16 protein-coding genes are annotated in these 13,583 nt (G+C 36.3%); all 16 read left to right on the top strand.

The window, feature by feature from the left end:
* Positions 1–50: 50 nt before the first annotated feature.
* The 16 genes from KDN24_RS14990 (at position 51) to hisC (ending at position 13,575) form a co-directional block, all read left to right on the top strand.
* Positions 51–1,028, top strand: a complete 978-nt coding sequence (locus KDN24_RS14990) for an NAD(P)H-dependent glycerol-3-phosphate dehydrogenase (protein WP_491348488.1) — start codon at positions 51–53, stop codon at positions 1,026–1,028.
* 224 nt (positions 1,029–1,252) lie between these two features.
* The gene (locus tag KDN24_RS14985; RefSeq protein WP_409973473.1) at positions 1,253–1,456 is read left to right on the top strand and encodes a DUF2768 domain-containing protein; all 204 of its coding nucleotides are present in this window, start codon (positions 1,253–1,255) and stop codon (positions 1,454–1,456) included.
* A gap of 44 nt (positions 1,457–1,500) precedes the next feature.
* On the top strand, positions 1,501–2,214 hold the full coding sequence (locus KDN24_RS14980; RefSeq protein WP_409973474.1) for a YphF family lipoprotein: 714 nt from the start codon (positions 1,501–1,503) through the stop codon (positions 2,212–2,214).
* A 224-nt stretch (positions 2,215–2,438) separates the two neighbouring features.
* Complete coding sequence (gene spoIVA, locus KDN24_RS14975; protein ID WP_409973475.1) at positions 2,439–3,917, top strand: stage IV sporulation protein A; 1,479 nt, start codon at positions 2,439–2,441, stop codon at positions 3,915–3,917.
* 338 nt (positions 3,918–4,255) lie between these two features.
* Positions 4,256–4,528 carry a non-specific DNA-binding protein Hbs gene (gene hbs, locus KDN24_RS14970; RefSeq protein WP_409973476.1) on the top strand — a complete coding sequence of 91 codons (273 nt, stop codon included), beginning with the start codon at positions 4,256–4,258 and terminating at the stop codon, positions 4,526–4,528.
* Between the two features lie 191 nt (positions 4,529–4,719).
* Positions 4,720–5,286 carry a GTP cyclohydrolase I FolE gene (gene folE, locus KDN24_RS14965; RefSeq protein ID WP_409973477.1) on the top strand — a complete coding sequence of 189 codons (567 nt, stop codon included), beginning with the start codon at positions 4,720–4,722 and terminating at the stop codon, positions 5,284–5,286.
* A gap of 70 nt (positions 5,287–5,356) precedes the next feature.
* Positions 5,357–5,593 (top strand): trp RNA-binding attenuation protein MtrB, encoded by a 237-nt coding sequence (mtrB, locus tag KDN24_RS14960; protein ID WP_409973478.1) that lies wholly within the window; start codon positions 5,357–5,359, stop codon positions 5,591–5,593.
* Between the two features lie 122 nt (positions 5,594–5,715).
* The gene (locus tag KDN24_RS14955) at positions 5,716–6,537 is read left to right on the top strand and encodes a heptaprenyl diphosphate synthase component 1 (protein ID WP_409973479.1); all 822 of its coding nucleotides are present in this window, start codon (positions 5,716–5,718) and stop codon (positions 6,535–6,537) included.
* Positions 6,538–6,541: 4 nt separating this feature from the next.
* Positions 6,542–7,249, top strand: coding sequence for a demethylmenaquinone methyltransferase (locus KDN24_RS14950; RefSeq protein ID WP_409973480.1), 708 nt, complete (start codon positions 6,542–6,544; stop codon positions 7,247–7,249).
* A gap of 29 nt (positions 7,250–7,278) precedes the next feature.
* The gene (gene hepT / locus KDN24_RS14945; protein ID WP_409973481.1) at positions 7,279–8,241 is read left to right on the top strand and encodes a heptaprenyl diphosphate synthase component II; all 963 of its coding nucleotides are present in this window, start codon (positions 7,279–7,281) and stop codon (positions 8,239–8,241) included.
* A gap of 111 nt (positions 8,242–8,352) precedes the next feature.
* The gene (ndk, locus tag KDN24_RS14940; RefSeq protein ID WP_409973482.1) at positions 8,353–8,799 is read left to right on the top strand and encodes a nucleoside-diphosphate kinase; all 447 of its coding nucleotides are present in this window, start codon (positions 8,353–8,355) and stop codon (positions 8,797–8,799) included.
* 145 nt (positions 8,800–8,944) lie between these two features.
* A complete protein-coding gene (locus tag KDN24_RS14935) occupies positions 8,945–9,718 on the top strand; it encodes a CheR family methyltransferase (RefSeq protein WP_409973483.1) in 774 nt (257 codons plus the stop codon).
* 85 nt (positions 9,719–9,803) lie between these two features.
* On the top strand, positions 9,804–10,976 hold the full coding sequence (gene aroC / locus KDN24_RS14930; RefSeq protein WP_409973484.1) for a chorismate synthase: 1,173 nt from the start codon (positions 9,804–9,806) through the stop codon (positions 10,974–10,976).
* A complete protein-coding gene (gene aroB / locus KDN24_RS14925) occupies positions 10,977–12,041 on the top strand; it encodes a 3-dehydroquinate synthase (protein ID WP_409973485.1) in 1,065 nt (354 codons plus the stop codon).
* Between the two features lie 33 nt (positions 12,042–12,074).
* Positions 12,075–12,449 (top strand): chorismate mutase, encoded by a 375-nt coding sequence (gene aroH, locus KDN24_RS14920; RefSeq protein WP_409973486.1) that lies wholly within the window; start codon positions 12,075–12,077, stop codon positions 12,447–12,449.
* Positions 12,450–12,474: 25 nt separating this feature from the next.
* Entirely contained in the window at positions 12,475–13,575 is a 1,101-nt protein-coding gene (gene hisC, locus KDN24_RS14915) for a histidinol-phosphate transaminase (protein ID WP_409973487.1), read from the top strand.
* The last annotated feature ends 8 nt before the right edge of the window (positions 13,576–13,583 follow it).

Below are 13,583 nucleotides of genomic sequence, written 5' to 3'. Positions count from 1 at the left end.
AAGAAAGCATTGCTGTAATTGGAGCCGGTAGCTGGGGTACAGCATTAGCAATGGTGTTGGCAGATAATAATCATGATGTTCGGCTTTGGGGACATAATCCTGAACAAATTCATGAAATTAATGAATACCATACGAATAAAAAATATTTGCCAGGTATTCAATTGCCTAAAGAGATTACTGGGTACATATCACTTCATGAAGCATTATTAGGTGTTGATTCAATCATTCTTGCTGTGCCAACGAAAGCAATTCGAGAAGTAATGAATAAAATTAGCATGATTAGAAAAGAGCCAATTACCGTTGTTCATGTTAGCAAAGGAATTGAACCAGATACATTGCTTAGAATTTCTGAAATGATCGAAGAAGAAATTCCGGCTCATCTATTAGATAGTGTCGTTGTCCTTTCTGGACCGAGTCATGCAGAGGAAGTGAGTCTTCGTCATCCAACGACCGTAACAGTTTCCTCTAAAAACATGGAAGCTGCTGAAAAAATTCAAGATTTATTTATTAATCATAATTTTCGTGTTTATACGAACCCTGATATTATCGGTGTTGAAATTGGTGGAGCACTTAAAAATATTATTGCCCTTGCAGCAGGAATTACAGATGGTTTGGGCTATGGTGATAATGCCAAAGCTGCTTTGATTACAAGGGGCTTGGCTGAAATTGCCAGACTTGGTGTGAAGATGGGGGCAAGTCCTCTTACATTTTCAGGATTAACAGGAATTGGTGATTTAATTGTAACTTGTACAAGTGTGCATTCACGGAACTGGAAAGCAGGGAATTTGCTTGGAAAAGGCCATAATTTACAGGAAGTTCTTGATAATATGGGCATGGTTGTCGAAGGTGTGCGTACTACTAAGGCTGCTAAACAATTGGCAGAAAAATATGGTGTAAATATGCCGATTACAGATGTTCTTTATGATGTACTTTTCAATAATGTTGACGCTAAAACAGGTGTAGACATTTTAATGGCACGTGGAAAAACATATGAAATGGATGAGCTAATGAATGTTCTTGATGAATAATTGAAAATATAGGCATTCGAGGATGCGAGTTAGTCACCTCATGCATACAATGCAACGAAGCAAACTGGTGACATGAACAGGGTGTTTGGGTTTTTTAGTCACGCGGCTGAGGTAAAGAATTGCCCCTTCTTTATCTCAGCTTTTTTTATTGCAAGAAAAACAGAATTTTTCCAATTTCTAAGGCTTGTATGATATAATACATCTCGGTAAAAGGAGTTGATATTATGTCGCCATCTTTAATGAAAATGTGGATATCGTTATCTTCAATGGGATTCATGTTCATTTCGATCGTGCTCATCTATTTGAGTCGTTATAAAATAGGCAATCGTATGCTAAAGTTCATAACTGCTTTCATTGCATACATTTTAATGATTGTGTCGGGCATTATTATTTTTCTAATTGTATTTGGTGGACCAACAAGTGATTAATCGAAATACATACACTAAAATTGTTTGTTAAAGGGTTGAGTTTAATGAAGAAAGGTTTGCGGCTCATCTTGTTGCTGCTCGTCATCATTTCAGTACTTACTGGATGTATGTACCCTAAAGAAAACTTAGCAAAAAATCAAGTTCCTTATGAAGATCAAATTGTAGCTGTACAAGCTGCAGTAGATAAATTCAAAGAGGACAATGGGGGGCTTCTGCCAATAAAAACAAAGGATCAAACAACCCCTATCTATCAAAAATATCCAATTGATTTTAAAAAGCTTGCACCTAAATATATGGCTGAGCCACCTGGAAACGCATTTGAGTCAGGAGGGGTTTTTCAGTACGTCCTTGTCGATGTGGAGACAGAGCCGAAAGTAAAAATTTTTGATTTAAGAATTGCTGAAACGATTCGAGAAATTAAATTCCGAATTAAATCCCAAGGATATCCTCCATATAAAGAGCAGATTGCTGAGCATGTATTTACATTGGATTATGAAAAAATTGGTTATAAGGAAGCTCCTGTAGTGTTAAGCCCGTATAGTGGTCATAATCTACCTTTTGTCGTCACTGGTGAGGCTGAAATCTATGTAGACTACCGAACTGATCTAGCTAGAGCAATGCAGAATAAGGAGTTTAATTATAAACAAGGAGATGACATAAGAAATATTCTTGTACTCGATTCTCCTTTTGTACCTGCTTATTCATTGCCATATACAATGGATGAAAAGACAAATGAACCAATCTTTTTATTGAACTAGTCATAACTCTTCTTCTACAAAAATATACTGTAGGAGAAGGGTTTTTTATTTTTATTTTTATATTAAATTGAAATTTAATTCATTATGTATAAAAATGTTTTTTCAAATATGGGGTAATTAATTTTAAAAACTGTCATAACGAGATAGGACAACATCATAAACTTATAATGTCCATGCGCAATTGATAGGATAATATTATCCCGCAGATTTTAGGAGGGGATCACTTGGAAAAGGTAGATATTTTTAAAGATATTGCCGAAAGGACGGGCGGCGATATATATCTTGGAGTAGTTGGTGCTGTTCGTACAGGTAAGTCAACTTTTATAAAAAAATTTATGGAATTAGTAGTTTTGCCGAATATGGCGAATGAAGCTGATCGCGCTCGAACTCAGGATGAACTTCCACAAAGTGCTGCCGGAAAAACAATTATGACGACAGAACCGAAATTTGTGCCAAATCAAGCAGCGACTATTCATGTTGATGAAGGCTTAGACGTAAATATTCGTTTAGTTGATTGCGTTGGCTACACGGTACCAGGTGCAAAAGGCTATGAGGATGAAAATGGACCTAGAATGATTAATACTCCTTGGTATGAAGAACCAATCCCTTTTCATGAGGCTGCTGAAATTGGGACGAGAAAAGTTATTCAGGAGCATTCAACAATTGGAGTTGTCATAACGACGGATGGATCGATCGGAGAAATTTCACGCAATAACTATCTTGAAGCTGAGGAAAGAGTAATTAATGAATTAAAAGAAGTTGGAAAACCATTTATTATGATCATAAATAGTGTACAACCACATCATCCGAATACAGCAGCATTAAGAGAGGAATTAACTGAAAAATACGATATTCCAGTTTTGGCCATGAGTGTCGAGGGAATGCGTGAAACAGATGTATTGAATGTAATGCGTGAAGCTCTTTATGAGTTCCCTGTACTTGAAGTAAATGTTAACTTACCAAGTTGGGTGATGGTGCTGCACGAAGACCATTGGTTAAGAGAAAGCTATCAGGAAGCTGTTAAAGAAACAGTTAAAGATATTAAAAGATTGCGAGACGTAGACCGTGTTGTTAATCAATTCAGCGATTTTGAATTCATAGACCGTGCAGGCTTAGCGGGTATTGAAATGGGGCAGGGGGTTGCTGAAATAGATTTATATGCTCCAGATGACTTGTATGATCAAGTTTTGAAAGAAATCGTTGGAGTAGAAATTCGCGGAAAAGATCATTTGCTTGAGCTTATGCAAGATTTTGCTCATGCAAAGGCGGAATACGATCACATATCTGACGCACTAAAAATGGTGAAGCAGACGGGCTATGGAATTGCAGCTCCATCGTTAGCAGATATGAGTTTGGATGAACCGGAAATCACACGCCATGGTTCAAGATTTGGTGTCAGGTTAAAGGCGGTTGCTCCATCCATCCACATGATCAAAGTGGATGTGGAATCAGAGTTTTCACCAATTATTGGAACCGAAAAACAAAGTGAGGAATTGGTTCGTTATTTAATGCAAGATTTTGAAGATGATCCGCTATCCATTTGGAATTCTGATATTTTCGGTCGTAGCTTAAGTTCAATTGTAAGAGAAGGAATTCAAGCAAAGCTGCTCATGATGCCAGAAAATGCAAGATACAAACTGAAGGAGACTTTAGAAAGAATCATAAACGAAGGCTCTGGAGGACTAATAGCAATTATTTTATAATGACTCCGAAAGGGGTCTTTTTTCTTATTTTAACGACGAATCTAGTCACAATCAGATAATTTTATGAAAAGTTTCCCTTTAATTGATGAATTATTCTTGATAACAGCAAATGATTATGATAATCTTTTAAACAGAATTACCGTTGTAACGCCTCAAACCCTTAATAATAAAGGTTTTTTTCTTGAAAATGGATTGATATATTTCCATTTTTGATTTATTATTGGGCTTGTTAAACAAAAATACGTTACAATGTTTAGAATTTGGTAATTTTGTTTACAAATGTAAGTAAAAGCTTAATATTATTGGGTTTAGCTTATTTTTGGGAGGAGGTGAAAGGCATGAACAAGACAGAACTAATTAACGCAGTTGCTGAAGCTAGCGAACTTTCTAAAAAGGATGCTACGAAAGCAGTTGATGCTGTATTTGATTCAATTTTAGAAGCTCTAAAAAATGGCGATAAAGTACAATTAATTGGTTTCGGAAACTTTGAAGTACGTGAGCGTGCTGCTCGTAAAGGTCGCAACCCACAAACAGGTGAAGAAATCGAAATCGCTGCAAGCAAAGTTCCTGCTTTTAAACCAGGTAAAGCATTAAAAGACGCAGTTAAATAAGTACATATAGGTGCTTAAAGAAAGCTTTGAGCTAAAAACCGCGAATTTTTTTCGCGGTTTTTTTCTGCTCGTCATCTGCTTGTCGCCCCTGAACAAGCCACTTTAGCATTTCTTCTTTGCGCGGGTTGAAATGGTTATGCTAATATGAACATATTGGATTAGACATGTGTGACTGAGGAGGAATTTAGATTATGGCAACTGTAAATCGCGAGCAAATTGAAGATGCGGTACGTTTAATATTAGAAGCAATTGGGGAAGACCCTGATCGTGAAGGTTTGCTTGATACGCCAAAGCGAGTGGCAAAAATGTACGAAGAAGTGTTTATGGGGTTAAATCAAGATCCGAAGGAATATTTTGAAACTATTTTTAATGAGGAGCATGAAGAATTAGTTTTAGTAAAAGACATTCCATTTTATTCAATGTGTGAACACCATCTTGTCCCTTTCTTCGGTAAGGCACATGTAGCTTATATTCCGAAAAATGGAAGGGTTGCTGGGTTAAGTAAACTTGCAAGAGCCGTTGAAGCGGTTGCAAAAAGACCGCAACTACAAGAGCGTATTACAGCAACAGTTGCTGATTCGATAAATGAAACCCTAGAGCCACATGGAGTTATGGTCGTTGTTGAAGCTGAACATATGTGTATGACTATGCGCGGAGTAAAAAAACCAGGATCGAAAACAGTAACTTCAGCAGTTAGAGGCATTTTTGCAAAAGATGATAAAGCCCGAACTGAAGTACTTTCACTCATAAAATTCTAACTTTATTCTTTAGAAAATTTGTGCTAAATTCTTAAGACGATTTTGATAAACAAGAAAAAGGGTGTTTTTTATGGAAAAGAGAAATCCTACAAATAATGATTATATCGTGATTAAAGCGAATGAAGATGGAGTTAATGTCATCGGCTTGACTAGAGGTTCAGATACTAGATTTCATCATTCTGAGAAGCTTGATCATGGCGAAGTATTAATTGCGCAGTTTACGGAACATACTTCTGCGATAAAAATAAGAGGGAGTGCAAAAATTATTACAAGTTATGGTGAAGTGGAAAGCGAAGCAAAAAAATAGGATTTTATCTATAGGCTTATTTCCTGAAATTCTCCTGTTACGTATTTGTAAGATATGATATAATTGTCTCTGCTTATTGAAAAAGAGAGCGAAGAAAACTTAGGGGAAACAAGGGTGATTACATGCAGGACATGAAGATAAAATTAACGGATATGAAAGAACAAATATTTAAAAAGATTAAGCACCCTTATTTGCATAAGTATATTGATTCTCCGGAAATCGATGAAGATAAGCTCTTACTGTTACTTTCTTTGCTTGATAAAGCAGATTTACCTGAGAAGATAGCTGAAAATTATGCATTAACAACAATGCTTATCCAAATTGCCCTTGATACTCATGAGCTAGTTTCCAATAATGAATTAGAGGAAGATGATAATAAAGATAGGCAGCTTACTGTGTTAGCTGGTGTTTATTATAGTGGTTTATATTATAAAATTCTCGCTGATATTGATGAGGTTACGATGATTAGGTCGTTAGCTGAAGGGATTAAAGAAGTTAACGAGCATAAAATTTCCGTATACCAAAAATCATCAGTTGGGATAGAAGTATTAATGAACGATGTTAAAAAAATAGAATCCTCCTTGTTTGAGAAAATCACACTTTTTTTAGATAATTCTATTTGGAATGATCTTGCTTCTAACTTCTTGCTAATAAAACGGTTAATTGCTGAAAAGAAATTATTTTTACAAGGTGAAAAATCAGTTGTGTTTGAATCGCTAAAAAAAATCTCCTTTCAAAAAAACGGACAGGCTGGAGCAGCTTTATCACTTGAACAACAAAATTATTTACTCCATATATGTGAACGATACATTGATTTTTCAAAACATTTAATTGAACAATGTTTAAAGAAGCTACCATTTACTAATAAGTTGTTAGAACAAAGAATTGAGGCTATCTTAAACCAGCATCAGCATGCTGCTAATACATTTGTGGAAGAAGGGTAGTGTCATGCAACAATCGAAGGAAGAACGAGTGCACCACGTTTTTGAGACAATATCTGATAACTATGACAAAATGAATTCTGTTATTAGCTTTCAGCAGCATATTAAATGGCGAAAAGATACGATGAAACGGATGAATGTTCAACAAGGTAAAAAAGCCTTAGATGTTTGTTGTGGGACGGCTGATTGGACGATTGCACTAGCAGAAGCTGTAGGTGTTAACGGAGAAGTGTTTGGTCTTGATTTCAGTAAAAACATGCTAAAAATAGGTGAACAAAAGTTAAAAGACTTGCAACTAGAACAGGCTAAACTTGTTCATGGAAATGCGATGGAGCTCCCATTTCCAGATAATTCGTTTGACTATGTAACAATTGGCTTTGGCTTACGAAATGTCCCTGATTACTTACAAGTACTTAAGGAGATGAAGAGAGTAGTAAAGCCGGAGGGAATGGCTGTTTGTCTTGAAACTTCACACCCAACTTTGTTTGGTTATAAACAAGCATTTAATTTTTACTTCCGATTCATTATGCCTTTGTTTGGGAAAGTTTTTGCAAAAAGCTATGATGAATATTCTTGGTTACAGGAATCGGCTCGTGATTTTCCAGGAATGAAGGAACTTGCTCGTATGTTTGAGCAGGCAGGATTTACGGAGGTAACATACAAAGGATATAGTGGGGGAGCAGCTGCAGTTCATATAGGAAGAAAAGAAAAATAAAACAGCATTAGTAAGTTGGGTGAATGTTTATGAAGTTAAAAATGATGTATTCATTTTTGAATTCAGATTTATCGATTATTGAAGAGGCACTTGAGAAAACAGTACAAGCTGAGTCGCCAATACTACAGCAAGCCTCTTTGCATTTATTACAAGCCGGGGGGAAAAGAATCCGCCCAGTTTTTGTTTTGCTTGCAGGGAAATTTGGGAATTATGACATAAATATGATTAAAAATGTGGCTGTTTCACTCGAACTTATTCATATGGCCTCTCTTGTCCATGATGATGTAATAGATGATGCCGAGTTGCGCCGGGGGAAACCAACGATTAAAGCAAAATGGGATAATCGAACTGCTATGTATACAGGGGATTATATTTTTGCTCGCGCACTTGAATTAATTACAAAAATAGAAAAACCGTTTGCTCATAAAATATTATCAGACACTTTAGTTGAATTATGTATTGGAGAGATCGAGCAAATAAAAGATAAATATAATTATGAACAAAATGTTCGGAATTATTTTCGTCGTATTAAGCGGAAGACAGCGATTTTAATTGCTGTTAGTTGTCAGCTCGGTGCAATAGCAGCTGATGTTGATGAGAATATTCATAATAAGCTTTACCGATTTGGTTATTATGTTGGAATGTCTTATCAAATCATTGATGATGTTTTAGACTTTACGAGTACAGAAAAAGAATTAGGCAAACCTGCAGGTGGAGATCTTCATCAAGGTAATATTACATTGCCTGTATTATTTGCAATGAAAGATGATCAAATACGCCAGGAAATAGTAAAAGTTAATGAACATACGAAGCGTGAAGAGATTGAACGAATCATTGGCCTAATAAAAGGATCAGGTGCAATCGAAAAGTCACTTCAAGTAAGTGAGCAGTATTTAAGTAAAGCGCTTGCAACTTTAAGTGAACTTCCTCAAAATCGAGCGAAGAAAACGTTGCGTGATATTGCTAAATTTATCGGGAAAAGGAAAAATTAGTAACAGCTTCTGCCGCTTGATAAATTTTAAAAACAATGATAGTATTTTCGTGGATTGTCTTACGAGTGAAGGTAATTCATCAATATACATATGTATTAGGAGTGAAATGTAATGGAAAAAACATTTTTAATGGTTAAGCCTGATGGCGTTCAACGTAATTTAATTGGAGAAATTGTTGCTCGTTTTGAGAAGAAAGGCTTCCAACTTGTTGGTGGAAAGCTTATGAGCATTCCAAAAGAGCTTGCAGAAGAGCATTATGGTGAACATAAAGAGCGTCCATTCTTTGGGGAATTAGTTGATTTTATCACTTCTGGGCCAATTTTTGCAATGGTTTGGGAAGGTGAAAATGTAATCGCAACTGCACGTCAAATGATGGGTTCTACAAATCCGAAAGACGCAGCTCCTGGAACTGTTCGCGGTGATTTTGCTGTAACTGTTGGAAAAAATATTATCCACGGTTCTGATTCACCAGCAAGCGCGGAACGTGAAATTAATTTATTCTTTAAAAAAGAGGAACTTGTTGATTATTCAAAGCTTATGAATGAATGGATTAACTAATTTATAATGGGAGCACTCGTTTAACGAGTGCTTTTTCTATACGTGGAATTTACGTAATATTGAAAAAAATAGTTCTTATTACCTTTTATCGGCTATAATTGGAATATACATAAAATTATAACGTTTATTTAGAGGAGAAGAAGGTATGTCGCGTGATTACGAAGAGTTTATTGGAAATATAAAAAAGAAAACAGGGATTGACTTAAGCTTATACAAAGAGGCTCAAATGAAGCGACGGCTTATGTCATTGTATGAAAAGAGAGGCTTTAAAAATTTTAGTGACTTCTTCAATGCGATTAGTAAGGATGCAGATCTATTAAATGAATTTTTGGACAGGATGACCATTAATGTTTCGGAGTTTTATCGAAATGCAAAACGATGGGAAGTTCTAGAGAAAAAGATTTTGCCGAAATTACTTTCTAGAAAAAAACGTTTGAAAATATGGAGTGCTGCTTGTTCAACTGGTGAAGAGCCATATACCATTGCTATGATTATGTCTAGATTTATGCCTTTACAACAAGTACAAATATTAGCGACTGATATTGACGAAAATATTATTGCGCGAGCAAAAGTTGGCGTCTACCCGGAAAGATCTTTAAATGAGGTTCCGGAAGAGATGAAGCGAAAGTATTTTACGAAGGACGGAAGTTTTTTTAACGTTTCAGATGAAGTGAAGAAAACAGTTACATTTCGGAAGCAAAACTTGCTAGCTGATTCTTTCGGGGGGCCGTTTGATTTAATCGTATGCCGCAACGTTCTTATTTATTTTACTGAAGAAGCAAAAGATGTTTTATATGATAAATTCAGTGCTGCTTTAGATAAGGATGGCATTTTTTTTGTTGGGAGTACAGAGCAAATTTTTAATCCTGGAAAATATAATTTTGAAACAGAGGATACTTTTTTTTATAGAAGAAAATAGAAATTTTCGTTTTTTACTATTTTTATTTTTATCCATATGTTATATTGATACATAATCCTTTAATGAGTTGAAGGGGGAAAGAGTTTTGAGATATTTAACTTCTGGAGAATCACATGGACCACAATTAACAACGATTATAGAAGGCCTTCCTGCTGGACTGCCATTGCTTGCGACTGATATTAATGATGAACTAGCTAGACGTCAAAAAGGCCATGGTAGAGGCAGAAGAATGCAAATTGAAAAAGATACAGTGCAAATTGTCGGCGGAGTAAGGCATGGAATTACACTCGGATCACCAGTAGGTTTAGTCGTGGAAAATAATGATTGGAAGCACTGGACAAAAATAATGGGGCAAGAGCCTATATCTCTTGAAGATGAGGAAGAAATGAAACGCAAAATTTCCCGTCCACGTCCTGGTCATGCTGACTTAAATGGTGCAATTAAATATGGGCATAGGGATATGAGAAATGTGCTTGAACGCTCTTCTGCGCGAGAAACTACTGTACGAGTTGCAGCAGGTGCTGTTGCAAAAAAACTTTTAGCTGAGCTTGGAATTGAGGTAGCTTCACATGTAATTGAAATTGGTGGAGTAAAGTCAGCTGTTACACAATATGAATCGCTCGATAAATTAAAAGAAATAACAGAGCTCTCACCTGTACGCTGTCTTGACCGTGATGCTGAGAAGAAAATGATGAATGCTATTGATGAAGCAAAAGAACAAGGAGACTCGATTGGTGGAGTTGTCGAAGTTATCATCGAAGGCATGCCACCAGGAGTTGGGAGCTATGTTCATTATGACCGCAAACTCGATGCAAAATTAGCATTCGGAATGATGAGCATTAACGCATTTAAAGGTGTGGAGATTGGGATTGGGTTTGAAGCCGCAAGTAAACCTGGTAGTGAAGTACATGATGAGATTCATTGGAGTAAAGAGCAGGGCTATTATCGAAGCACAAATCGATTAGGTGGACTTGAAGGTGGAATGACTACAGGGATGCCGATTGTTATTAGAGGTGTTATGAAGCCAATTCCAACTCTTTATAAACCTCTTCAAAGTGTAGATATTGAAACGAAGGAACCATTTTCTGCAAGTATTGAACGTTCAGATAGCTGTGCAGTTCCTGCGGCAGCCGTAGTTGCAGAAAATGTAATCGCATGGGAACTGGCTTCGGCGATAGTGGAGCAATTTTATTCAGACAGGTTTGAAACATTAAAGAAAATAGTAGACGAGCAAAGAGTGTATGCGAGGGATTTCTAAATGAATGTACGATCGATTGATACCCCTTCGAAAAAATACCCTGTATATGTTGGTGAAGGAGCCATTTATGAGCTTAAAGTCTTTTTAAGTGAAAATTTCCCATCAGTAACAAACATTATGCTTGTTACTGATGAAACGGTTGCGAGTCTTTATTTGGCGACGATTCAAGCTGTATTTCCTCGAATAAAGCCTTGTATTGTTCCAAGTGGGGAGAAGGCGAAAACATTTGATGTTTATTACGAGTGTTTAAGTTTTGCACTTCAAAATAAACTTGATCGAAAGTCGCTTCTAATCGCTTTCGGTGGTGGGGCTGTTGGAGATCTTGGCGGTTTTGTGGCCGCTACATATATGCGGGGTATTCCATTTATTCAAGTGCCAACAACCATTTTAGCTCATGATAGTGCTGTAGGTGGGAAAGTCGCAATTAATCATCCGTTAGGAAAAAATATGATAGGGGCGTTTCATCAGCCTGAAGCCGTGTTTTATGATTTATCCTTCTTATCTTCGCTCCCGATCCATGAGAGAAGATCAGGCTTTGCTGAAGTTATTAAACATGGGCTTATTCATGATTATTCTTTTTATAAGTGGTTAAAGAACCATATTCATTCCTTAGATAAACTAACGAATGAGCAAATAAGCTATTTCTTAACGAAAGGAATAGAAATAAAAAATAAATTTGTCTCTGAAGATGAAAAGGAAAATGGAGTTCGCGCGTATTTAAATTTTGGGCATACGCTAGGGCATGCTATTGAAGCTGAGATGGGCTATGGGAAATGGACTCATGGTGAAGCGGTGATCATTGGAATATTATTCGCGTTGAAATTAAGTCAAAAAAAATATGGGCTCTCATTTGAAATGGACGAATTTCAAGATTGGCTAGCTTTTTTAGGCTATGAGACGAAAATGCCACAGCATTTAACTGCAAACCATTTACTAGAGCGAATGAAGCAAGATAAAAAAACAATAAGTCAAAAAGTAAATTTTGTTTTATTAGAGGAAATCGGTCACCCGGTTTTAGTCGAAATTTCAGATGATGAATTATTACAAGAGCTATGTGTGTTTTAGGGAAACAAGCGATTTTCGTAAGGAGGGAAGAAGATGATTCGGGGTGTTAGGGGTGCCATTACAGTTAATGGTAACGAAGAAATGGAAATTATTAATGCAACAGAACGTTTACTGAGGAAAATGATTGATGATAATACGATTGACCCTGAGTCAGTCGCTTCCGTTTTTATTTCAGTAACCGGAGAGATAACAGCTGCATTTCCAGCAAAAGCATTGCGATTAATTGATGGATGGACTTACGTACCAGTAATGTGTATGACTGAAATACCTGTTCCTTCCTCATTAGCCTATTGTATTCGCATTATGATGCATGTAAATACGAATGTACCGCAACAGGAAATCAATCACATTTATTTAGATGGTGCAGTTATTCTTAGACCTGATTTACAAAATGCTGGTAAACAATAATTTGAACGAAAAAAGGTGAAAAAATATGAAATGGAAAGAGCAGCTGCTGCAATTAACTCCTTACCAGCCTGGGAGATCAATTGACGAGGTAAGAAGACAGTTTGGTTTAGACAAGATTGTTAAACTTGCTTCAAATGAAAATCCATTCGGTTGTTCAGAAAAAGTGATTGCTGCACTTCAATGCAATGAAAAATCCACTCCGTTATATCCTGATGGAAACGCTACAGATTTAAGAGAAGCTTTAGCAATCCATTTTCATTTAAGTCCTTCACAGCTTATTTTCGGGAATGGTGCAGACAATCTTATTCAAATTATTTCAAGAGCGCTACTACAGCCTGGAGCAAACACTGTTATGGCTACTCAAACGTTTTCACAGTATAAGCATAATGCAATTTTAGATGGTGCTGAAATAAGAGAAATCCCACAAATAGATGGGCAACATGATCTTGATGGAATGTTAAAGGCAATGGATGAAAACACTGCTCTCATTTGGGTTTGCAATCCAAATAATCCCACAGGCACTTATATTTCGGAAAATCGTTTAAAGTCTTTTTTAAATAAAGTTCCGAAGGATATATTAGTCGTTCTTGATGAGGCTTATTTCGATTATGTCGTAGCTGAAGATTATGGCAACTCTATTACATTACTTGATCAGTTTCCAAATATAATCATTTTACGAACATTTTCTAAAATATATGGTCTTGCTAGTTTGCGTGTCGGCTATGGTATAAGCCATCCTGAAATAATTCAAGCTCTAGAGCCTGCAAGAGAGCCTTTTAATGTGAATACTCTAGCACAGGCTGCAGCAAAATCAGCTATAAAAGACCAACAATTTGTAGCCTCTTGTAAAAAGAAAAACCGTGATGGATTAGAACAATTTTATCAGTTTTGTATGGAAAAGGATCTGGAATATTATCCATCTCAGGCAAATTTTATTTTAATTGATTTTAAAACGGATGGGAATGAAGTATTCCAGTATCTCATGGAACGAGGTTATATTGTTCGCTCAGGAGTTGCCTTAGGGTTTCCAACTTCTATTCGGGTAACAGTTGGCACAAAGGAACAAAATGAAGGCCTGATGAAGGCGATGAGCCAATATCTTACTGAAAAGGTAGTTGTTTCCTAAAACGATTA

The sequence above is a fragment of the Cytobacillus sp. Bva_UNVM-123 genome (genome assembly GCF_046351715.2).
GTDB lineage: Bacteria > Bacillota > Bacilli > Bacillales > Cytobacillaceae > Cytobacillus.
Note: the sequence above shows the minus strand (reverse complement) of the source record. Positions and strands in the feature narration are given on the sequence as shown.